The sequence below is a fragment of the Plantibacter sp. ME-Dv--P-122b genome, from assembly GCF_030209375.1.
In the GTDB taxonomy this organism is placed as follows: Bacteria; Actinomycetota; Actinomycetes; order Actinomycetales; family Microbacteriaceae; genus Plantibacter.
Genome location: NZ_JARVSC010000003.1, coordinates 265739 through 287737 on the forward strand (window position 1 = coordinate 265739; position 21999 = coordinate 287737).

The 21999-nt window shown below is 69.5% G+C and carries 22 protein-coding genes; 8 read left to right on the top strand and 14 right to left on the bottom strand.

Annotated elements, in window-relative coordinates; genetic code table 11:
• Positions 1-63: 63 nt before the first annotated feature.
• Positions 64-1767 carry a cation:proton antiporter gene (locus QRN19_RS06005; protein ID WP_285025836.1) on the top strand — a complete coding sequence of 568 codons (1704 nt, stop codon included), beginning with the start codon at positions 64-66 and terminating at the stop codon, positions 1765-1767.
• Positions 1768-1783: 16 nt separating this feature from the next.
• Here QRN19_RS06005 and QRN19_RS06010 read toward each other — a convergent pair whose 3' ends face one another.
• Positions 1784-2035, bottom strand: a complete 252-nt coding sequence (locus QRN19_RS06010; protein WP_079707242.1) for a zf-HC2 domain-containing protein — start codon at positions 2033-2035, stop codon at positions 1784-1786.
• Positions 2032-2643 carry a sigma-70 family RNA polymerase sigma factor gene (locus tag QRN19_RS06015; protein WP_191942097.1) on the bottom strand — a complete coding sequence of 204 codons (612 nt, stop codon included), beginning with the start codon at positions 2641-2643 and terminating at the stop codon, positions 2032-2034. The genes QRN19_RS06010 and QRN19_RS06015 overlap by 4 nt, the downstream gene beginning before the upstream one ends.
• Positions 2644-2764: 121 nt before the next feature.
• Here QRN19_RS06015 and aroA point away from each other — a divergent pair, with 121 nt between their 5' ends.
• From aroA to bcp, 3 genes are read left to right on the top strand one after another with little or no spacing between them, the layout of a single operon-like run.
• Positions 2765-4114, top strand: a complete 1350-nt coding sequence (aroA, locus tag QRN19_RS06020; protein ID WP_285025837.1) for a 3-phosphoshikimate 1-carboxyvinyltransferase — start codon at positions 2765-2767, stop codon at positions 4112-4114.
• Between the two features lie 4 nt (positions 4115-4118).
• Positions 4119-5183 (top strand): ribosome small subunit-dependent GTPase A, encoded by a 1065-nt coding sequence (rsgA, locus tag QRN19_RS06025; protein WP_285025838.1) that lies wholly within the window; start codon positions 4119-4121, stop codon positions 5181-5183.
• 13 nt (positions 5184-5196) lie between these two features.
• Positions 5197-5676, top strand: coding sequence for a thioredoxin-dependent thiol peroxidase (gene bcp / locus QRN19_RS06030; protein ID WP_285025839.1), 480 nt, complete (start codon positions 5197-5199; stop codon positions 5674-5676).
• A 38-nt stretch (positions 5677-5714) separates the two neighbouring features.
• Here the strand turns inward: bcp and QRN19_RS06035 are convergent, their stop codons facing one another.
• A complete protein-coding gene (locus QRN19_RS06035; protein ID WP_285025840.1) occupies positions 5715-6140 on the bottom strand; it encodes a hypothetical protein in 426 nt (141 codons plus the stop codon).
• Positions 6141-6333: 193 nt separating this feature from the next.
• Between QRN19_RS06035 and QRN19_RS06040 the strand changes: the two genes are divergently transcribed.
• Positions 6334-6582 (top strand): WhiB family transcriptional regulator, encoded by a 249-nt coding sequence (locus QRN19_RS06040; RefSeq protein WP_056012627.1) that lies wholly within the window; start codon positions 6334-6336, stop codon positions 6580-6582.
• A gap of 77 nt (positions 6583-6659) precedes the next feature.
• On the opposite strand, the gene QRN19_RS06045 is transcribed toward QRN19_RS06040, so the two are convergent.
• The 4 genes from QRN19_RS06045 to QRN19_RS06060 form a co-directional block, all read right to left on the bottom strand.
• On the bottom strand, positions 6660-8159 hold the full coding sequence (locus QRN19_RS06045; protein WP_079002802.1) for a sensor histidine kinase: 1500 nt from the start codon (positions 8157-8159) through the stop codon (positions 6660-6662).
• 139 nt (positions 8160-8298) lie between these two features.
• Positions 8299-8634, bottom strand: coding sequence for a histone-like nucleoid-structuring protein Lsr2 (locus tag QRN19_RS06050; protein WP_085513359.1), 336 nt, complete (start codon positions 8632-8634; stop codon positions 8299-8301).
• A 202-nt stretch (positions 8635-8836) separates the two neighbouring features.
• A complete protein-coding gene (locus tag QRN19_RS06055; protein WP_285025841.1) occupies positions 8837-10108 on the bottom strand; it encodes a CpaE/TadZ family protein in 1272 nt (423 codons plus the stop codon).
• Positions 10108-10764, bottom strand: coding sequence for an SAF domain-containing protein (locus QRN19_RS06060; protein WP_285025842.1), 657 nt, complete (start codon positions 10762-10764; stop codon positions 10108-10110). The genes QRN19_RS06055 and QRN19_RS06060 overlap by 1 nt, the downstream gene beginning before the upstream one ends.
• Positions 10765-10953: 189 nt before the next feature.
• On the opposite strand from QRN19_RS06060, the gene QRN19_RS06065 reads away from it, so the two are divergent.
• Positions 10954-11250, top strand: coding sequence for a helix-turn-helix domain-containing protein (locus QRN19_RS06065; RefSeq protein ID WP_285025843.1), 297 nt, complete (start codon positions 10954-10956; stop codon positions 11248-11250).
• 33 nt (positions 11251-11283) lie between these two features.
• On the opposite strand, the gene QRN19_RS06070 is transcribed toward QRN19_RS06065, so the two are convergent.
• Positions 11284-11874 (bottom strand): hypothetical protein, encoded by a 591-nt coding sequence (locus QRN19_RS06070; RefSeq protein WP_285025844.1) that lies wholly within the window; start codon positions 11872-11874, stop codon positions 11284-11286.
• Positions 11875-12021: 147 nt separating this feature from the next.
• On the opposite strand from QRN19_RS06070, the gene QRN19_RS06075 reads away from it, so the two are divergent.
• Positions 12022-12522 (top strand): Rv3235 family protein, encoded by a 501-nt coding sequence (locus QRN19_RS06075; RefSeq protein ID WP_285025845.1) that lies wholly within the window; start codon positions 12022-12024, stop codon positions 12520-12522.
• Between the two features lie 92 nt (positions 12523-12614).
• On the opposite strand, the gene secA is transcribed toward QRN19_RS06075, so the two are convergent.
• Positions 12615-15443, bottom strand: coding sequence for a preprotein translocase subunit SecA (gene secA / locus QRN19_RS06080; protein ID WP_285025846.1), 2829 nt, complete (start codon positions 15441-15443; stop codon positions 12615-12617).
• A gap of 227 nt (positions 15444-15670) precedes the next feature.
• Here secA and QRN19_RS06085 point away from each other — a divergent pair, with 227 nt between their 5' ends.
• Positions 15671-16291, top strand: a complete 621-nt coding sequence (locus QRN19_RS06085) for a PadR family transcriptional regulator (RefSeq protein WP_285025847.1) — start codon at positions 15671-15673, stop codon at positions 16289-16291.
• Here QRN19_RS06085 and hpf read toward each other — a convergent pair.
• The 5 genes from hpf to mtrA all read right to left on the bottom strand — a co-directional run bounded on the left by hpf (position 16266) and on the right by mtrA (position 21955).
• Positions 16266-16910, bottom strand: a complete 645-nt coding sequence (gene hpf / locus QRN19_RS06090; protein WP_285025848.1) for a ribosome hibernation-promoting factor, HPF/YfiA family — start codon at positions 16908-16910, stop codon at positions 16266-16268. The two genes, QRN19_RS06085 and hpf, sit on opposite strands and share 26 nt — an antisense overlap.
• Before the next feature lie 141 nt (positions 16911-17051).
• Entirely contained in the window at positions 17052-17753 is a 702-nt protein-coding gene (locus QRN19_RS06095) for a ComF family protein (RefSeq protein ID WP_285025849.1), read from the bottom strand.
• Between the two features lie 94 nt (positions 17754-17847).
• Positions 17848-19581, bottom strand: coding sequence for an LpqB family beta-propeller domain-containing protein (locus QRN19_RS06100; RefSeq protein WP_285025850.1), 1734 nt, complete (start codon positions 19579-19581; stop codon positions 17848-17850).
• Complete coding sequence (gene mtrB, locus QRN19_RS06105) at positions 19574-21265, bottom strand: MtrAB system histidine kinase MtrB (protein WP_285025851.1); 1692 nt, start codon at positions 21263-21265, stop codon at positions 19574-19576. The genes QRN19_RS06100 and mtrB overlap by 8 nt, the downstream gene beginning before the upstream one ends.
• A 6-nt stretch (positions 21266-21271) precedes the next feature.
• Entirely contained in the window at positions 21272-21955 is a 684-nt protein-coding gene (gene mtrA, locus QRN19_RS06110; RefSeq protein WP_064295232.1) for an MtrAB system response regulator MtrA, read from the bottom strand.
• Between the last annotated feature and the right edge of the window lie 44 nt (positions 21956-21999).

The window sequence follows — 21999 nt, forward strand, 5'->3', positions numbered from 1 at the left end:
GTGGTCAGCACGGCGACAGCGATCCGTGAGTGGCCGGTGAGCCACCGCCAATAAGCTGACGCCATGGACTTCGCATTCCTCGCCGTCGTCGCGGTGGTGACCATCGTCGCGGTGGCCCGCTTCGCGAACAAGCTGCGTGTGGCAGCCCCGCTCATCCTCGTCCTGGTCGGGCTCGCCCTCAGCTATCTGCCGTTCGTACCGGACGTCGTGGTCAAGCCGGAGTGGATCCTCGCCGGCGTGCTGCCCCCGCTCCTCTATTCGGCCGCCGTCAACGTGCCGCTGGTCGACTTCCGTCGCAACCTCAAGGCGATCTCCGGGCTCTCGGTCGTCCTCGTCGTGGTGTCGTCGGTCCTCATCGGCTGGATCCTGTCGACGATCCTCCCCGACCTGAGCCTTGCCGCCGGCATCGCCCTCGGCGCCGTCGTCAGTCCGACCGACGCGGTCGCCGCGACCTCCATCGGCAAGCGGCTGGGCATGCCGTCGCGCCTCGTGAGCGTCCTCGAAGGCGAGAGCCTCGTGAACGACGCCTCGGCACTCGTCCTCCTGCGCTCCGCGATCGCCGCGACCGCCGGCACGGTCTCCTTGTGGGGCGTCCTGGGCGACTTCGCCTACGCCGTGGCGCTCGCGATCGCGATCGGGATCGTCGTCGGGTTCATCACGGTCCGTGTCCGGTCCCGCCTGGGCGACCCGGTCCTGACGACGGTCATCTCCTTCGCCGTGCCGTTCATCGCGTATCTGCCTGCCGAGCACTTCCACGCCTCAGGCGTCCTGTCGGTCGTCGTCGCCGGACTCTACACCGGGCATCAGAGCGCGAAGTACTTCACCGCGCAGGACCGCATCAGCGAGCGCATCAACTGGCGGACGACGCAGTTCCTCCTCGAGAACGGGGTGTTCCTGCTCATGGGGCTCGAGCTCGAGGCCATCGTCTCGCAGGTGGAGCAGGACGACCTCGGCATCTGGTCGTCGATCGGCCTCGGGTTGCTGACCGCCATCACCCTCATCGTCGTCCGCATCGTGTTCGTCGGCGTCCTCGTCTGGTCGTTGCGACGCGACGAACGGGAGGCGCTCGCCCGGCGTCCGCGACTCGACGCGGTCTCCGCCAGGCTCGAGGAACACGCGACCGAGGATCCGCGGTTCGCGAAGCGGAAGGCGGCCTTCTCGAGGTCGATCGCCCGTCGGAGCGCCGACCTGGACTTCCTGCAACGTGAAGGACTCGGGTGGCGGGGCGGCGCGGTGCTCGCCTGGGCGGGGATGCGTGGTGTCGTCACGATCGCCGCCGCGCAGTCGCTCCCGCTCGAGACCCCGTACCGCGCCGAGCTGGTGCTCATCGCGTTCACGGTCGCGATCGTCACCCTCCTGCTCCAGGGCGGTTCCCTCCCGCTCGTCATCCGGCTCACCCGGGTCGGCGGGACGGACGAGCAGGCGGCGATGGCCGAACTGGCCGGTCTCGTGGAGGAGATCTCGACCGTCGGTGTGGCCGCCCTCGACGACCCGCAGCTGCGCACGGACGGCGGGGAGCCGTTCGACACCGCGGTCGTCGACCGGGTGCGCACGGGCAGCCTCATCCGCGTCGAGTCGGCAGCGGAACGGACCGATGCCGGAGTCGGCCCGCACGAGCAGTTCCGGCAGCTCAGACGCCGAGTGCTCGACGCCGAACGCGATGCACTCCTCGATGCGCGGGCGACCGGGAGCTACTCCTCCGAGGTGCTGGCGAAGGCGCAGCGGATGCTGGACGTCGAGGAGTCACGCCTCGACGGTGCCGGCTGATGCGGTCGGTCCGCCGTCAGGCGCTCTCGTGCGTCGCCTGGGTGGCCCGCAGCGACGCCAGGACCTGGTTCTTCAGGTCTTCGGGTGCCGTCTCCTTGCACGCCCGCTGGACGGCCTCGGTGAGGGTCTGGGCGACGAGCGCCTCGTTCTGACACTCCGGGCAGTTCGCGAGGTGCTCGCGGATGTCGGCCGCTTCGGTCGTGCACACCTCGTGACGGAGGTACTCCTCGAGGTCCTTCTTGGCCTTGTCGCAGCCGCAGTCGCTCATTTCTTGCTCCCCTGCTTCGTCACGGTGAACCCCCGGGACTCGGCGTAATCGGCCAACAGGTCGCGGAGGAGTCGTCGGCCACGGTGCAGACGACTCATCACGGTCCCGATGGGCGTTTTCATGATGTCGGCGATCTCCTGGTAAGCGAAGCCCTCCACGTCGGCGAGGTACACCGCGAGGCGGAAGTCCTCCGGGATGGCCTGCAACGCGTTCTTCACGTCGCTGTCCGGCAGGTGATCGATCGCTTCGGCCTCGGCAGAGCGGCTGGAGGTGGCGCTGATCGACTCGGCGCCGCCCAACTGCCAGTCCTCGAGGTCGTCGATGGTGCCCTGGTACGGCTCGCGCTGCTTCTTCCGATACGTATTGATGTACGTGTTCGTGAGGATGCGGTAGAGCCACGCCTTGAGGTTGGTGCCCTGTTCGAACTGCGCGAACGCGGCGAAGGCCTTCACGAACGTCTCCTGGACGAGGTCCTGAGCGTCCGACGGGTTCTTCGTCATGCGCATGGCAGCGCCGTACAACTGATCGATGAACGGCAGTGCCTGTGCTTCGAACAGTGATCGGGGGTCCGGCTCGGCCGGAAGGGCTTCTGGGTCGACGGAGGTCATCACCGGCAAGTCTACGGCCAGCGCCAGACGGCCGTGATCGGCCTCCGTCACCGGTCGTTCCAGTACCGCTGTGGACATCCGCTCCTCCTTCTGCTCTCGACCCCGACTACTGTTGGAACCAATGTTGACCAATCCGTATTCCGCACCAGATTTCGACGTGTACGGCGATGCCGAACCCGAGCACGACGACGCAGCCTGGCCGGCGCCCGTCGCGGGCGGCCCGGTCGATGCGACCGTCTCCCTCCCGGGCTCGAAGTCCCTCACGAACCGCGAGCTCGTCCTGGCCGCCCTGGCCGACGGCCCCTCCCTCCTGCGCGCCCCGCTCCACTCGATGGACAGCACCAACATGGTCGAGGCGCTGCGCGCACTCGGGACCACCATCGTCGAGCGACCGGCGTCGGGCGCGTTCGGCAAGGACTGGCTCGTCACGCCGGGCGAGCTGTTCGGCAGCACGACCGTCGAATGCGGGCTCGCCGGCACCGTCATGCGGTTCGTCCCGCCGCTGGCCGCCCTCGCCCTCGGGCCGACCGTCTTCGACGCCGACCCCTCGGCCAGGAACCGGCCGATGGCCACCATGATCGGCTCGCTCCAGGCGCTCGGCGTCGACATCAGCGACGACGGCCGGAAGGCGCTCCCCTTCACGGTGCACGGCACGGGCACGGTCACGGGTGGCAAGCTCACGATCGACGCGTCGTCGTCGAGCCAGTTCGTGTCCGGCCTCCTGCTGGCCGCAACCCGCTTCGAGCAGGGCCTCCACCTCGTCCACGAGGGCGAGCGTCTGCCGAGCCTGCCGCACATCGAGATGACCATCGCGGCCCTCGCGGCCCGAGGGGTCACCGTCGAACAACCCGCCGTCGGTGAGTGGGTCGTCGCCCCCGGCACGATCGCCGCGCTCGACGTCGACCTCGAGCCCGACCTCTCCAACGCCGCACCGTTCCTCGCCGCGGCACTCGTCACCGGTGGAAGCGTCACGCTCCGCGGCTGGCCCACCTCCACCACCCAGGTCGGTGCCGACCTGGCGGACCTCCTGCCCCGCTTCGGCGCGACGGTCACCCTCGACGGCGACCGCCTCACCGTCACCGGCGGCGAGCGGATCACCGCGGTCGACCTCGACCTGACCACCGGCGGCGAGCTCGCGCCCGCCCTCACCGCGCTCGCGGCCCTCGCCGACGGACCGTCGACCATCACGGGCATCGGACACATCCGTCACCACGAGACCGACCGCCTCGCGGCGCTCGCGACGGAGATCAACAAGCTCGGTGGCGCCGTCACGGAGCTGCCGGACGGTCTCCGCATCGAGCCGCGCCCCCTCCACGGCGGCGAGTGGTCGAGCTACCACGACCACCGTATGGCGACCACGGGGGCGATCCTCGGTCTCGTCGTGCCAGGGGTCACCATCGAGAACGTCGCCACGACCGCCAAGACGCTCCCGCAGTTCACCGAACTGTGGCACGCGATGCTCGGGGCCTGATCCGATGAGCTGGTGGAACGACGACGAGGACGACGACGACCGACTCGAACTCGACGAGTCGAGCATCCGGATGCGGCCGAACCCGAAGGCGAACCGCCCACGGACGAAGACACGGCCCGAGCACCTCGATGCACTGACCGCCCGAGTCCTCGCGGTCGACCGCGGTCGGTACACGGTGCTCCTCGACGAGGGCACGCCCGAGGAGCGCGTCCTGACGTCGACCCGCGCTCGTGAACTCCGCAAGCAGCCCATCGTGACCGGCGACCGGGTGGACGTCGTCGGCGACACCTCCGGTGCCGAGGGCACGCTGTCGCGCATCGTGCGGATCGTGCCGCGCACCACGTTGCTCCGCCGCAGTGGCGACGACACCGACGCCATGGAGCGTGTCGTCGTCGCCAACGCGGACCAGATGCTCATCGTCGTGGCTGCGGCGAACCCCGAACCACGGGCCCGACTCGTCGACCGCTACCTCGTCGCCGCCTACGACGCGGGGATCACCCCGATCCTCTGCATCACGAAGACGGACCTCCAGGACCCCGACGAGTTCCTCGCGAACTTCGCCGGGCTCGGCCTGCGCGTGTTCCGCAGCCGGGAGGACGACGTCCCCCTCGCCGAGATCACCGAGGCCCTCATCGGCCACGACACGGTCTTCGTGGGCCACTCGGGCGTCGGCAAGTCCACCCTCGTCAACGCCCTCGTCCCGACCGCAGAGCGCGCCACCGGGCACGTGAACGTCGTCACCGGTCGAGGCCGCCACACCTCCTCGTCGACCGTCTCCCTGCGCATCGAGGCTCCCGGAGGGTCCGGATGGGCCATCGACACCCCGGGCGTCCGCTCGTTCGGCCTCGGACACGTCGACACCGCCAACATCCTGAAGTCGTTCACCGACCTCGCCGAGATCGCGCTCGAGTGCCCGCGTGGCTGCACCCATCTGCCCGACGCCCCCGACTGCGCGATCATCGAGGCCGTCGCCGAGGGACGCCTCGGCGAGAACGGCCCGGCACGCCTCGACTCGCTCCAACGGCTGCTGGGAACCTTCGCGACGATCAAAGCAGACCAGTACTCCTGACTAGGCTTGGGGCATGCCTGAAGCACTCCGTCTGTCCGCCGGCGACCCGGCCCCCGCGTTCACCCTCACCGATCAGGACGGCGCCAGCGTGTCCCTGTCCGACTTCGCCGGACGACGGGTGATCCTCTACTTCTACCCCGCGGCGATGACGCCCGGCTGCACCACCCAGGCGTGCGACTTCCGCGACAACCTCGCATCGCTCGGCGGTGCCGGGTACGTCGTGCTCGGCGTCTCGAAGGACTCCGTCGAGAAGCTCAAGGCCTTCCAGGAGGAGGACGGGCTCACGTTCCCGCTCCTCAGCGACCCGGAGCTGACGGTCCACCAGGCGTACGGAGCCTACGGTGAGAAGAACTCCTACGGACGCATCGTCACGGGCGTCCTCCGCTCGACGTTCGTCATCGACGAGACCGGTACGATCACCCTCGCCCGGTACAACGTCAAGGCCACCGGCCACGTGAAGAGCCTCCGGAAGGTCCTCGGCCTCGACGCCTGACGCCTCGCGGCCGGGCCCTCACGCCCGACCCGTCGTGCTCAGATCTCGCGTCGGGTCACGGCGGCGACCGCCGGCGTGAACAGGAGCCCGAGGACGGCCAGCGACGGCAGCAGCAGGAACCACCCGATCGCGGGTTGCGCGAAGACCCCCTGGAACGCGCCGACGGCGACGGCGATCTGCACGAGCTGCCAGGTGACCGCTCCCCCGCGGATCCAGCTCCGTCCGCGGATCGCGCCGACGGCGAGCGCCGTGACGAACGCCGTGGCGATGAGCAGGATGACGAAGATCGCCAGCGCGCTCGTGAACGAGGCCGGCGTCGCCGCGACCAGCTCGAAGAGGAACCAGGCCGAGAGCGCGATCATGAGCAGCGCCTCGGCGACGAGCAGCACGATGAAGGCCAGCACCGCCGGACGACGACGCTCCCGTGGGTTCGGAGCGGAGGCGGCGTTTCGATCGGTACTCACAGGGTTCACCCAAACTTGACTATTGATTTGCTCTTACCGATATGAAACCATGTTTGAGGCCGACATGAGGTCCACGAGGGTGTGGACAGATCCCGAATCCCGGACGATCATCCCCCTCGCATTTCGGCTTTCGCTTCCCGAGACCCCTCACTCGGTTGAAGAAATCTCACCATGCAATAAAAGGAGCTCCCCTATGGATTGGCGCGATAAAGCTGCCTGCCTGACTGTCGACCCGGAATTGTTCTTCCCGGTCGGGAACACCGGTCCGGCGGTCGATCAGATCGACAAGGCGAAGGCCGTGTGCGCCACCTGCAGTGTCACGGAGCTGTGCCTCCAGTACGCGCTCGAGACCGGCCAGGACTCCGGCGTCTGGGGCGGCCTCAGCGAAGACGAGCGTCGCGCCCTCAAGCGTCGCGCGGCTCGCGCCCGCCGCGCCTCCTAGTCGCAGACGAGAACCCCGGGTGCCGAACGGCCCCGGGGTTCTCGCATGTCTCCGTCCGTTCGCGACGGACCAGGACCTCAGCTCTTGGCGACCCATCGCATCGGGATCGCGATCGTGACCTCGGTCCCGCTCCCCATGAGCGTGTGCCAGTCGATCGTCCCGCCCAGTTCACCCTGGATGAGCGTCCGCACGATCTGGGTGCCGAGACCGGACCCGACCTTCCCCTCCGGAAGCCCCACGCCGTTGTCGCGGACCTGCACGCTCAGCAGCTCGTCCGTCCGGTCGGCCGTGATCTCGACGTCGCCGTCGCGGCCGTTGAGCCCGTGCTCCACCGCGTTGGTGACGAGTTCGGTGAGCGCGAGGGCGAGTGGCGTCGCGTACTCGCTCGGGAGCACGCCGAAGGAGCCGGAGGACTTCGGGCGGACCGTGGTGTTGTGCGAGCTCGCCACTTCGGCGATGAGCAGGAGCACGCGCTCGAAGACCTCGTCGAAGTCGACGTTCTGATTGAGCCCCTCGGACAGCGTGTCGTGCACGACCGCGATGGCGGCCACGCGCCGCATGGCCTGCGTGAGGGCGTCGTGGGCGTCCTCCGAGTGCGTCCGCCTGGCCTGGATCCGCAGGAGCGATGCGACGGTCTGGAGGTTGTTCTTCACCCGGTGGTGGATCTCGCGGATCGTCGCGTCCTTGGTGATGAGTTCCTGCTCCTGGTGACGCAGTTCGCTGACGTCGCGGCAGAGCACGATCGCGCCCACCCGCTCACCCCGGCTCCGCAACGGGATCGCCCGGAGGGAGACCGTCACGCCCTTGTCCTCGATGTCGGTCCGCCAAGGCGCCCGACCGGTGACGACGAGTGGCAGCGATTCGTCGACGGTGACGGTCCCCGTCCCGGAGAGCAGATGGGTCGTGACGTCCGCGAGCGACTCGCCCTCGAGTTCCTCGGCGAATCCGATCCGGTTGAAGGCCGAGAGCGCGTTGGGGCTGGCGAAGGTGACGGTGCCGTCGACATCGAGACGGATCAGGCCGTCGCTCGCGCGCGGCGCGCCCCGGCGTGGTCCGGTCGGCGCTCCGAGATCGGGGAAGTCGCCCACCGCGATCATCTCGAACAGGTCGCTCGCGCAGTCGTTGAAGGTGAGTTCCTGCCGGCTCGGCGTCCGAGCCTCACCGAGATTGGTATGACGCGTGATGACCGCGATCGGTCCGTCGGCATTGGTCGTCTCGGTCGGCGATATCCGCCGGGCGACGGGCACGGCACGAACCCTGGTCGGGGTCTCCTCATACCAATCCGGCGCGGACGACTCGATGATCCGTCCGCTCTCGAAACAGTCCGTGACCTGCTTGCGCCATTCCTGTTTGATGGATTGACCGACGAAGTCGCGATAGAAGAGCGTCGCGGCACTCGACGGACGCGAATGCGCGACCGCTATGAAACTGCCGGAATCCGTCGGCACCCAGATGACGATATCGGCGAACGCCAGATCCGCGAGGAGTTGGCTGTCCGCGAGCAGCATGTGCAGCCACTCCACGTCGGCTGCACTGGAGCGGCCCTGGGCGAGAACGAGATCACTGAGCGTCGACACCGTTCCAGTCTAGGCTCGGCAGGCCGACACCGAGCGCGCCGCACGTGCCCTCCACGACCGCTGGGAGGCCGGGCCTGGAATGATGACGGCGCCCAGCGGCCCGTGTGGGCCACTGGGCGCCGTCATCGGACGCGCCTCGTCAGTTCGCTGCGCGGTAGGCGTCCTGCACCGCCTGGGGGATGCGTCCGCGCGACGACACGGCGTGTCCGTTCTTCGCCGCCCACTCACGGATCGCGGCGAGGTTCTCGGCGCTGTTGCGAGTGCTGGTGCTCGAGGTGCGGCGCCCCCGCTTGACCGGGCGTCCGGCTCCGATGTAAGGCTTCAGCGACTCGCGCAGGTTCTTCGCATTGTCCGCACCGAGATCGATCTCGTATTCGGTTCCATCGATCGCGAACCGTACGGTCTCGCCTGCACCGGAAGCGAGTTCGCTGCCGTCCAGATCGTCGATGTATGTGGTGATGACTTTCTGAGCCATGGGGGTCCTCCTGAAGATATCCGTGGTGAGTCCGACGGTTATCCGATCATATCGAACACTCCCAAGCGAATCCGAATACCGACACGATACCGGAGTAATTCATCACCCAATGGATAGCGACGAGTCGGAGAAGAATGCAGATGCATATATCGGTGAGCGAATGCAAATTCGGTTGATCAACCAATTGTATTGAGTGACTTCATCAAGACTCTTCTCCTCGGCGCGACCCACTCCGCGCACGACGCCCTCGTGCCCCTCCCGCCGATCGCCGCGAGCGGTCCCGCACCGGCGTCGGCTGGTGGTCGAGAACGGTGGACACGAACCGGCGCAACGCGACGGGAAGCGCCCCGCGCGGGGCCTGATCGCGGAGACTCCTCCCCGCGATCACCGCGGCGTCCACCACCCGTTGATCCTCCGGCAGGAGCGCGGCCGCCTCGATCCCCCCGAAGCGGGAGAGCGTGGACGCCAATTGACCGGCCGGGCCGGTACCGAGCGCCACGCCACGCAGCCGGTTCACCACCACCGAGATACGCGACGGGTCGACGAGTTCGACGAGCTCCGCGTGGCCGCGGAGCAGCCTCGTGACCCCGACCGGGTCGGCCGCGCCGACCTCCACCACCCGGTCCGCGGATCCGAGGACGGCGAACGCCGCCCCGTTCCGTCTGGGCGCGAACAGGTCGCTCGAGATCTCCTCGTCAGCCTCCAGGCAGAACGCCGTGTCGATCACGATGTCGTCCATCCACGCCCGGCACCGTTCGATGGTCGTCGCGACGCGTTCCGTCGACAGTTCCGTCCACCGTGCCGCACGCGAGATGCCGGTCAGGACCCGGAACGCGCCGGACGGCGACGGATGGACGACCGCGATTCGCTCGAGCTGCTCGATGTCGAGTGCTCCGCTTCCGGCCAGTCGGCAGGCCGCAGCGAACCCGGGTGCCTCGTCGAGGAGGCCTAGCATCGCCGCGACGGATGACCCGTAGGTGTCCGCGTCGATGAGGACGACCCGGCGCCCGCGCGCGGCGAGCTCGCTGGCGATGCCCGCGGCGACGGTGGTCGTGCCGGGCGACCCGGCCGCGCCCCACACCGCGATGACCCGCCCGGCGGCCGGGGCGACCGGACGAGGGCCGTCGCCGCCGAGGTCGAGCGGCGCGATGGTCCGATCCAGCTCGTCGGGATCGACCGGCAGGAGGAGGGTGTCCACCAGACCGAGCCCAGCCGCGTGGCGTCGCTCGGACTCACCCGACGCGAGCGCCACGACCCTCGTGCCCACGCGGTCCGCGAGATCGATGAGTTCAGCGCGCAGGCGGTCGGTCCCGGGCGACACGAGCAGCACGTCGACGGGCGTACCGGTGCCGATGCGCTCCTCGAGTCCGGTGCCGTCGTGACAGCGCCAGGCGACGCGGTGCCCGAGGTCGAGCATCGTCGCGAGGACCTCGCCCTCGATCCGTGGATCGAGGGCGAGCCCGACGCGCAGCATCAGCGTTCGCCGGGCTCGGTCGGGACCACGGACAGCAGGTGCGCTGCAGCCGTCGCCGAGAGCACGGTCGCGACGGCCGAGCGCGGGACCGCGAGCTCGAGGGCGACCGAGCCGCGGCCGGACAGGAGCCCTTCCTCCTCGCCGACCCGGACGACCGTCGCGGCCGAGACCAGCACCTCCGGCACGCCGTACCCGTCGCCGTCCGGCGCGGCCGCCCAGAGGTCGACGACGGTACCCGGCACGATGTCGGCGCCGAGTCGTCCGGCAGGTTCGACGACGAGCGTGGTCACGCCCACGGCGCTCGCCTCGCCGAGTGCGTCGAGCGGTACGAGCTCGCCCGCTGCGATCGTCCGGGTGACGACGGTTCCCGGCGGCGGCGCCGCACCGGCTCCGAGGTACCCGCCTTCGACCGATCCCAGACGTGCGTCGATCACTTGGAGCGAGGAGCGGTCGAGGCGCGTTCCAGGCGTCAGCGTCTCGGAGGCCGCATACACCGGGATCGTCCGGCTCGACGTCGTGACGAGCCACCACACCCCCAGGATCGACACGACCACCAGCATGAGGCCCACGAGGAAGCGTGGGTCCACCCAGATGCGCGACCGGGACACCTGCCGTCCGCCGACACCAGGCCGCAGTCCCGCGAGACGGTCGCTCATCCGTTCGCCACCCTCGACCCGCGCCCCTCCCGATTCCGCTCCGTGTCCCCGCTCGCTTCCCCGCACCGTCTCCTCCTTCATCGGCACGCCGTGCGCCGCCTCCGGTCCCATGCTGCCCGGGCTCCGGACATGGCGCCGAAGTTATCCACAGCCCGGCGGACGCCGCTCGCGCGAGAGGATAATCGAGGAATGGAATCGCAGCGCGATGCGGCCCCGCTCGGTCGCTTCCTCACCGTCGCCGACACGGCCGAGGTCTTGAACGTCTCGGCCCAGCACGTGGCCGAGCTCATCTCGAGCGGCGAGCTGCCCGCCATCCGGATCGGGCGCAGCGGCCCATGGCGCATCGAGTTCCCCGCACTCGAAGCCTTCATCAGCGGTCAGTACGAAGAGGCACGTCGTGCAGGCCTCTGGCATCAGGCCCAGCTGACCGAGCTCGCCGAGTTCTCCGGCGCACCGGTACTCCGGCCCGTGCCACCCCTCGACTGAGCGCCGGCTCCGGCGGGCGCCCCTGGCGACGCCTCAGCCGGCACGCTCGACGACGACGACCTGCGCCAGCACGATGACACGGATCTGCTCGACGCCCCGACTGCGGCGCGGCGACCCCGGCTCGTGGACGGCCAGATCCAGGTGGTCCCGGCCCACCCGGTCGATCGTGCCCGTCCAGCTGCCCGTCCGGGTCCGCACGACCACTGCCGCACGGCGTCGGCAGAGATCACGGAGCAGGAACGACACGGTCAGGCGGTCGAGCAGTCGCGGTTCACGGACCACGACGTCGTCGAGACTCCAATCGATCTGGGTCTGCGTCAGGGCGACCGCCGCGATCGCATCGAGCGGGACGACGACCTCCCGGCCGCCCGGAGTACCGGAGTCGGCCTGCAACCAGTCCTTCCCGATGCTCCGGACCCGCAGCCGCCAGGTCGTCCCGTCGACGAGTTCGACGACGAGCGGTCCTGGTGCGTCGGCGTCTCCGCAGAGGGCGACCAGCCGCTCGCGGAGGGCCAGACGCCCACGCCGAAGCCGCTCGGCCTCGATGCGGACGGCGTCGTCGTCGACGGCGAGCTCGTCGTCGAGCTGACCGGCGAGATCGTCGAACAGGCTGTCCCAACGCATACGCCGACGGTAGTGCGCCGAGGGCGTCCGCGTCCTGCGTTCTCCACAGACCTCTGGCCCTGGACACCGGGGAACTGACATGATGAGTGTGACATGCCAGATTCTGGTCGCCCGACTCGTGGCGGCCGCCCACCCCTCGGAGGCCCTATGAGCACCGCTGCCCGGCACGACGACGACGAGCCCGAAGCACGTACGGCTCGCCTCCGGCCGGCACCGCCGCTCCACGAGCGACGCACGCGGGAGGCGCGCGCGGCCGCACGCCCCGGCGCGGACGACTACTTCGCACCCCAGCCGGCGCCTCGAGCCGAACTGCCCGACCCGCGACCACTGCTCGAGAACCTCACCCGGAGTGTGATCGAGGTGATCGCCGGAGCCCGAGACCTCACGCAGCTCGCGCGGTGGATCACGGCCGACGTGCACACCGTCCTGCTGAAGCGCGTGATCCTCGCCGAACGGGCACGGCGCGTCCGAGGCGTCCCGGGTACGGTCCCGGTCGTCTCGATCGGCACCGTGACCGTCTCCGAGCCACGAGACGGCGTCGTCGAGTCCGTGGTCATCGTCCATGGGCGAGCCCGGTCCCGTGCCGTGGCCATCCGATTGGAGGGCTTGGACGGCCGCTGGCGGGCGACCTCGGTGAGCGTGCTCTGACCGCCGCGGCACCTCCGCCGCCCCGACAGACGGGAGCCCTCCGGACCGATGTCACCATGGTCCGGAGGGCTCCCGTCTGTTGCGGCGTCCGCCTACTTCTTCTTGCCCTGCTTCCGGCGGTCCGAACGGTTGCTCGGAGCAGCCGCGGGCGCCTCTGATTGCTGACCGAAGGCCCCACGCGACGCCTTCGCGGCAGGGGCGGACTTCGTCGCGGGAGCCGCATCGCCGGCAGGACGGTTCGTCTGCTGAAGACGCTGCGCCCGTTCGGTGGCCGCCTTCTCGATCTGCCCGCGCTGGTTGCGGACCTCGACCCCGCCCTGCTCGCTCGGGGCGGAGTAGCTGAGCTTCTCGGTGTCGGGGGTCTCCTGCGTCAGGCCCTTGGCCGTGATCGCCGGTGCGGCGGTGCCCGCGTCGACCTCGCCGGCGACCTCCACCTCGAGGTTGAAGAGGAAGCCGACGCTCTCCTCGCGGATCTGCCCCATCATCTGCTGGAACATCGCGTAGCCCTCACGCTGGTACTCGACCAGCGGGTCGCGCTGCGCCATGGCCCGCAGACCGATGCCGTCCTTCAGGTAGTCCATCTCGTACAGGTGGTCGCGCCAGCGACGGTCGATGACCTGGAGGACGACGCGGCGCTCGAGCTCACGCATCGCCGGGGCACCGAGCGACTCCTCGCGGTTGCTGTACGCGAGCTTGGCGTCGGAGAGGATCTCGCGCCGCATGAAGTCGCGGTTGATCCGCCCCTTCGTCCCGGCCTCCTGGACGACCTCGTCGATCGTGAGACCGACGGGGTAGAGCGTCTTCAGTTCGGCCCAGAGTGCGTCGAAGTCCCAGTCGTCGCCGTTGCCCTCGCCGGTGTGCTCGTCGAGGACGTCGTCGACGACGCTCTCCAAGAACTGCTGCGCACGATCGTGAAGATCGTCGCCCTCGAGGATGTGGCGGCGGTCGGAATAGATCGCCTCGCGCTGCCGGTTGAGGACGTCGTCGTACTTGAGCACGTTCTTGCGGATCTCCGCGTTCCGCGCCTCGACCTGCGACTGGGCGCTGCGGATCGCCCGGCTCACGATCTTCGACTCGATCGCGAGGTCGTCCGGCACGTTCTGACGCCCCATGAGGCTCTCCGCGGCTCCGGCGTTGAACAGGCGCATGAGGTCGTCGGTGAGGGACAGGTAGAACCGACTCTCGCCCGGGTCGCCCTGACGGCCGGAACGACCGCGCAACTGGTTGTCGATGCGGCGCGACTCATGGCGCTCGGTACCGAGCACGTAGAGTCCGCCGGCGTCGATGACCTTGTCGGCCTCCTCCTTGACCGCTGCCTTCACCTCGGTGAAGACGTCGTCCCACGCGGCCTCGTACTCCTCGGGGGTGTCGATCGGGCTGAGCCCCTTGGCGTTCATCTCCGCGACGGCGAGGAACTCGGCGTTGCCGCCGAGCATGATGTCGGTTCCACGACCGGCCATGTTGGTGGCGACGGTGACCGAGCCGAGTCGACCGGCCTGGGCGATGATGGCGGCCTCACGCGCGTGGTTCTTCGCGTTGAGGACCTCGTGCTTGACGCCCTTCTTGGCGAGGAGCCTCGACAGGTACTCGCTCTTCTCGACGCTCGTCGTGCCCACAAGGACCGGCTGGCCCTGCTCGTGGCGCTCGACGATGTCCTCGACGACCTGCGCGAACTTCGCCTCCTCGTTCTTGTACACGAGGTCCGACTGGTCGATGCGCTGCATCGGGCGGTTGGTCGGGATCGGGACGACGCCGAGCTTGTACGTCGACATGAACTCGGCCGCCTCGGTCTCGGCCGTACCGGTCATGCCGGACAGCTTCTCGTAGAGACGGAAGTAGTTCTGGAGCGTCACGGTCGCGAGGGTCTGGTTCTCGGCCTGGACGGCGACACCCTCCTTGGCCTCGATCGCCTGGTGGATGCCCTCGTTGTACCGACGTCCGACCAGGATGCGACCGGTGTGCTCGTCGACGATGAGCACCTCGCCGTTCATCACGACGTAGTCCTTGTCCTTCTTGAAGAGTGCGCGGGCCTTGATGGCGTTGTTCAGGAAGGAGATGAGCGGCGTGTTCGCCGACTCGTAGAGGTTGTCGATGCCGAGGTAGTCCTCGACCTTCTCGATACCGGGCTCGAGCACACCGACGGTGCGCTTCTTCTCATCGACCTCGAAGTCCTCGCCGGGCTCGAGTCGCACCGCGAGCCTGGCGAACTCCTGGAACCAGCGGTTCGCCTCGCCGGACGCCTTCCCGGAGATGATGAGCGGGGTCCGTGCCTCGTCGATGAGGATGGAGTCGACCTCGTCGACGACGGCGAAGAAGTGGCCGCGCTGGACCATGTCCTTGGCCTGCCACGCCATGTTGTCGCGAAGGTAGTCGAACCCGAACTGGTTGTTCGTGCCGTAGGTGATGTCGGCCGCGTACTGCTCGCGGCGCTGCTCCGGTGTCTGTCCCTCGACGATCACGCCGGTCGTCATGCCGAGCGCACGGAAGACGCGTCCCATGATCTCCGACTGGTACGACGCGAGGTAGTCGTTCACCGTGACGATGTGCACGCCCTTGCCGGCGATGGCGTTGAGGTAGGCCGGGAGGGTCGCGACGAGCGTCTTGCCCTCACCGGTCTTCATCTCGGCGATGTTGCCGAGGTGCAGCGCGGCGCCACCCATGATCTGGACGTCGAAGTGGCGCATGCCGATCGTGCGGCGTGCAGCTTCGCGCACCGCCGCGAAGGCCTCGGGGAGGAGGTCGTCGAGGGTCTCGCCGTTCTCGAAGCGCTCGCGCAGCTCGACGGTCTCGCTCTTCAGCTCCTCGTCGCTCAACTCCGTGAAGTCGTCCTCGAGGGCATTGACCGCCTTCGTGAGGCTGGTCAGCTTCCGGAGGATGCGCCCTTCGCCGACGCGAAGGATCTTCTCAAGTGGTGAGGCCACGAATTGCTCTCCATTACGTGTTCCTGATCTCCGTCCTGGTCGACTGACCGGGGCGGACGGGGTGCACCAGAACGGGGCAGTCCTCTGAACATGTTAGCGGGGAGTCCCTTGAGTGGACGCTGTGTATCGAGGGGCGCCCGGATGTCGACGGAGTGCCGCCGCAGCGAGGGACGGACGGCTCACTAGGCTGGCGACACCCTACGGCGTAGGTATTTCATGGAGGTTCGATGTCGGTCAAGCACGGTCTGCTCGCGATCCTCGCGCTCGGTGACGACTACGGGTACCGTCTGCGCGGTGAGTTCGACCGGCGGACGACGCCCGACACACCGCTCAACGTCGGCCAGGCCTATGCGACCCTCGATCGTCTCGAGCGGGACGGGCTCGTCGAGCGCGCCGCCCTGGACGCTCAGGGGCATGTCTTCTACCGCATCACCGCAGACGGGCGCGACGTCGTCGATCGCTGGTGGGCGACGCCCGTCACGGCGAGCGCCTCGCGGGACGAGCTCCCGAACAAGGTCACCCTCGCGGCGTCACTCGACGGCGTCGACGTGTTCGGGGTCATCGCCGTCCAACGTGCCTGGGCGCTCGATCTCGTGCAGCAGCTCGATGCCGACCTGTCGGCGCTCCCCCCGACGCCGCAGGGCGACATCGCGTGGATCGGGCTCGAAGCCAGACGTCGACGTTCCCTGGCCGAGCTCGACTGGCTCGAGGCGACCTCGGCACGTCTGCGGGTGCACGACGCCGTCTTCGAGGTCGGCACCGACATGCCACGCCGCGGCCGCCCGGCGAACCGGGCGACCGCGTCGGTCGGGGTGCGGGATGCTAGTTCGAGCCGTCCTCCAGGCTGATCACGCCGTAGTCCCAGCCCTTGCGGCGGTACACGACGCTCGCCCGCTCCGACGAGGCGTCGATGAACAGGAAGAAGTCGTGGCCGACGAGTTCCATGCGGTCGACGGCGTCCTCGACGCTCATCCACTCCGCGGGGAACTCCTTCGTGCGGATGACGACGGGTGAGTACGCTTCCTGCTCCTCGTCCTCGTGGGTCAGCGTCGCGACGCTGCCGGTCGCGACCTGCTCGAGCAGCTCCGGCGCCGCAGGGGTGATGTCGACGCCACTGAACCCCTCGCTGCTGGCGGCGTGCAGGGAGGTGCGGTGCTTGCCCCGGTGCTCCTTCTTGCGATCCTTCGAGCGGCGGACGCGCTCCAGCATCCGCGCGAGCGCGAGATCGAAGGCAACGTACTTGTCGGAGCCGGTCGACTCCGCACGAACCAACGGTCCGGGGCCGACGAGCGTCAGCTCGACGCGATCCTCGCCTTTGCGTCCGTTGGCGTCGTGATGGCGGGACACCTTGATGTCGAGCGACTGCGCCTGCTCGACCAGATGGGCGACCTTCTCCGCCTTCTCGGTCGCGTACTCGCGGAACCGATCGGTGATGCCGAGTCCAAGTCCGACGATGTTGATATCCACGTTCGACCTCCTCATCCGGCTGACCACCCGGTCCCGGGCGGTCCTTTCACGCCGTTCTGCCACCGTAGTGCCCGAGCCTGCGGAAGTCATCAGCGGCGTTCAGGGAACGTTCATCTTCCGGCCCCGGGACCCATCGTCCGTTCACGGCCCGACCCTGGCGAGGGCCGCGACACCGACCACGAGACCTCCGCCGTCGTGCATCGCCCGGACGGCTTCCCCGACGGTCGCCCCCGTCGTGACGACGTCCTCCACGAGGAGGAAGCGACGCCCGTCGAGCCGCCGCGGCGCGACCAGGGCCCCGGCGAGGTTCTCCAAGCGCTCCGCCCGACCGAAGCCCCGCTGGTCGGCGGGCTCCCGGGCCCACCGCAGCGGGCGCGACGGTCGGGCGCCGAGCCGGCGTGCGAGCTGCTCCACCGGGTGGAAGCCCCGCTCGCGGGCGGCGCGTCGCCTGGCCGGGATCGTCGCGATCTCCGGCGAGGCGCCGCCCGTCGCCCGGCTCGCCTCGAGCACGGCGAGCTGGAACGCCGGTTCGAGTGCGGCGGCCAGCGGTCGGACGAGGCCTGTCCGGGCGTCCTCCTTGTAGGCGAGGAGGACGGCGCCGAGGAACTCGTCGTAGCGACGGGCGGCGAGACCGGCGGTACCGTCCGCGCCGGTCCACCGCACGAGGTGGGCGTCGTCGTGGGAGGCCGCCTGCCGGACCAGACGCCCGCGGCAGTCGTCGCACAGCCCCCGGTCCGGTGCACCGCACCCGGCGCACGTCACCGGGACGAGCAGTGCCCACGCGTCCAGGCAGGCTTCGCGGGCATGAGCGAGGGGTGTGCTTCGACTCGACGAGGACGGCATGATCCGATGGTCGCGCCCTCACAGCGCGCTGGCTGGCGCATCGTCGGAGACGCAGCCGGCTCCGAGCTCCAGCGGCCCTGTGGAGCGCGCTCCCTCAGTCGGGCGACCCCAGCTGGGTCGCGATGAACCGGACGTCACTGCCCGCCTCCTGCCAGCTCGACCCGCGAGGCAGCAGCAGCCGGCCGTCGCTCGTCAGGGCCCGGAGTTGCGTCGGCCCGTTACCCCCGACCAGGTTCGTGACGTCCGCCAGCTTCGGAACGGGTGCGGAGCGGCCGCCGATCTGCTGGGTGACGATCGTCGTCCCGTCTCCGCCGCCCAGCAGGACGGCGACGGTGATGTCGTCGACCCAGGTGACGGTCGTCGCCTCCGTGGACATCACGCGGAGCTCCACGGGATCGCCGAGTCGCAACGGCGCGTTCCGGTCACCGCGGATGATCGCGGCGGCCACGAGCCGCGACTGCGTCCCGTCCCTGAGCAGCGCGACGAGGCGCGTCCCCTCCCGGGACACCTGGATCGAATCGATCGTGGACGCGCCGGTCCAACTCGTCGCGACCTGCACCGTGCCACCCGCGGCGTCGTGCGCGAGCAGTGCGGACGGCGCCGCCGCGGGCACGGTCCAGGTGAAGCCGAACGGGTCCATCGTCGGCGGGAGCAGTCCCGGACGGTTGTCGACGAGCCGGACGTCGCCGTCCGCCTGGATCACCGTGACACCGGCGGCGGAACGGACGGCGGCCTGGTCGTGGTCGGCGGACAACACGGCCGCGTCTGCCCCGGCCGCCACGACCGCCGTCGAGATCCCCGGCACGGCCTCGAGCCGGTTCCCCGAGGCGAAGCCGAACTCGTCCCCGCGCTGGACGAGCGCCCGGGGGTCGACCCGCGGTGCGGCGAGCGACAGCGGCGAGACCGTCTGCGTGGAGTTGCCGACGACGGTGATGGCGACGTTCGAGACGGCGGCGACCCCGCCGACGCTGCCCGACAGCTGCACCAGACTGCTGCTCAGCTGAAGCTGCATCCGCTGAAGGGTGACCGCGTCCGCCTGCAGGGCCGGTTTGGTCAGGTCCACGCGCGCGGTCCCGGCCTCGACCGGAACGGCGTCGCTCGTGAGCGAGGTCCCCTCGGGGAACGCCGTCGCCACCGCGCCCTTCAACCATTCCGCCGGTCCGTCGAGCAGCGCCCCGACGATCCTCGTCGCGGTCGACGCCCGCGAGGGGAACCAGCGCTGGTCGGGGACGAGTCGGGTGAAACTCGGGTCGAAGTAGCTCAGGGAGTAGGCAGCGAAGACGTCGGCGAAGGTCGACGCCTCGAGGACGATGCCCGGCGGAGCGGCCGCGATCCGCCACTCCCCCCGCACCTGCTCGAAGGAGTAGGTCCAGCTGAGCGGCGACGAGTTCCCCGATTCGCGGTACTCACCCCGGTCGTCGACCGCCGCGACGGGACTGACGGTGAGTTGCACCGTGTCGGCGACCGGGGCGAACGTGCGGCCGCCCTGGTCGATGGTCACCCCGGCGTCGGGATCCCAGTCGGACCGGAGCGCCGGCGCGAGGAACTCCCGCGCGATCTCGTAGTTGTTCTGCGGGCTCGCGGCGGCGTCGATGAACCCCCGGAGGGTCTGCTCCGGCGTCGCCCCCTCGGCCGGGCCAGGCGCGATGAAGTTGACGTCGACGTCGCCGCCGTCCCCCTCGACCGTGCCGCCGTCCTGCACGGAACCGCCCCGCGGGATGCCCACGCAGGCGCAGAGCACCACCGCGAGGAGCATCGGGAGCGCCGCCGCAGCGATCCGACGCGCGGCGGATCGTCGTCTCGGCGATCGTGCGGGGACGTCAGCCACGAGCATCCTCCTTGTCGTCGTCGGCCGATCGCACGGTCGGCAGTGAGCGCGTCGTCGGCGCCGTGAGCTCGTCGACGATGGACTCGATCGCATCGTCGGGCGGCAGGCTGATGGGCGAGCGGACGATCTCCGTCCCGGGTTCGCGCGGGATGGTGAGGCGGAAGGACGAGCCGGCGGCGGGCTCCGACCAGACCTCCAGCCACCCCTCGTGCAGGACCGCGTCCTCGAGGGAGATCGCGAGTCCGAGCCCGGTGCCGCCGATGGTGCGCTTGCGGGACGGGTCCGCGCGCCAGAAGCGGTCGAACACGCGCTCGGTAGCCTCGCGCGTCATCCCCTGGCCGTAGTCGCGCACCGCGATCGCGACCGAGGACTCGTTGCTGTCCACCGACACGACGATCGGTTTGCCCTCGCCGTGCTCGATGGCGTTGCCGACGAGGTTGCGCACGATCCGCCGGATGCGCCGCGGGTCCATGAGGACCGCCGAGTATCCACCGGGCGCGACGATCCGGAGGTCCGAACCGGTCGGCTCCGCAAGGGGCCGGAGCTCCTCCACGACCTCCTCCGCGAGATGGACGAGGCTGGTCGGTTCCAGTTCGAGTTCGATGCTGCCGGCGTCGTAACGGCTGATCTCCAGCAGATCGGCCAGCAGGATCTCGAACCGCCCGACCTGGTCGTGGAGGAGCTCCGCCGTCCGCTCGGTCGCCGGTGGGAACGAGTCGCGCTGGTCGTAGAGCACGTCGCCTGCCAGGCGGATGGTCGTCAGGGGCGTGCGCAGCTCGTGCGAGACGTCCGAGACGAACCGCTGCTGCACGAGCGAGAGCTCCGCGAGTTCCTTGATCTGCTTCTGCATGCTGGCGGCCATCCCGTTGAAGGAGCGGGCGAGGATGGCGAGCTCGTCCTCGCCCTTCTCGGGCATCCGCACGTCGAGGTCGCCGCCGGCGAGGCGTTGACTCGTCTCGGCGGCGAACCGGATCGGTGTCGCGACGAAGCGGACGATGAACCACGCGGCACCGCCGACGAGGATCATGAGGCCGACGCCCGCGACGAAGAGGGTCCGTTGGACGAAGCCGAGCGTCTGCTCCGAGTCGCTCAGGTCGAAACCGAGGTAGATCTCGTAGGAGCCGGCGGTCGGCATCGACACCACGGAACCGACGACGATGCCGGCAGTGGTCGAGCCGTCGGCGGCGGTCAGCGTCACCGACTGCCACTGGAGGGAGTCCGGGTCGGCCCGGACCGCCTCACTGAGCGCGTCCGAGATGACGCCCCCGCCGAGTCCCGGCGACTCGAAGCCCGGAGGCGTGACCTGACTGGGGTCCTGCCCGGGAGCGCGGTAGGCGGCGATGAGGGTGCTGCCCGACGTGGTCTGGAGATCGGTCCGCACGGTCCCCATGAGCTGCTGCAGCGCGACCCGCTCACTGGCGTCGGACGCGTCGAGGATGCTCTGCGCGGACGCGATGGCGCGTCCGGAGCCGCCGAGCGCCTGCTGCAGTCGGGATTGGAACAGGTCGTTGCCGATGCTGAACGAGAGGTAGGCGCCGGTCAGGAGGATGGCGAGTCCCGAGAGGCCGACCGTGATGGCGACCGTCCGGAACTGCAGCGAGCGCCGCCACTGCGAGCGCACCTGCTGCGGCCACCTCCGCCACAGCCGCCAGTCGGCCGCCCAGCCGGCGAGTCGGGAGGCCATGTCGGATCAGCCGGTGACCGCGCCGGCGCGGTATCCGACGCCACGCACCGTCATGACGATCTTCGGGTTGTCGGGGTCTTCCTCGACCTTGGCGCGGAGCCGCTGCACGTGGACGTTCACGAGTCGGGTGTCGGCCTTGTAGTGGTATCCCCAGACCTGTTCGAGCAGCATTTCACGGGTGAAGACCTGCTGCGGTTTGCTCGCCAGCGCGAGGAGGAGGTCGAACTCCAGCGGCGTGAGCCCGATGACCCCGTCGGCGCGACGGACCTCATGGCCCGCGACGTCCACCGTGAGGTCGCCGATGCGGAGCGTCTCCGCGAGGTCGGCGGCCGGCGCCCGCAGACGCGTGCGGATCCGGGCCACGAGCTCTTTCGGGTTGAAGGGCTTCACCATGTAGTCGTCGGCGCCGGACTCGAGCCCCTTCACCACGTCCGCGGTGTCGGACTTCGCGGTCAGCATGATCACCGGGACGCCCGACTCCTGGCGGATCAGGCGGCACACCTCGATCCCGTCGATCCCCGGGAGCATGAGGTCGAGGAGCACGAGGTCGGGCTTGGTGTCGCGGAACGCCTGGAGCGCGCCGCCGCCGTCCGCGCAGAACGACGGCTCGAAGCCCTCGGTGCGCAGCACGATGCCGATCATCTCGGCGAGTGCGGTGTCGTCGTCGACGACGAGGATGCGTGCGTTCATAGCTCCGTCTCGGGTGTGACCGGCCGGCCGCGCTGCCTGACCGG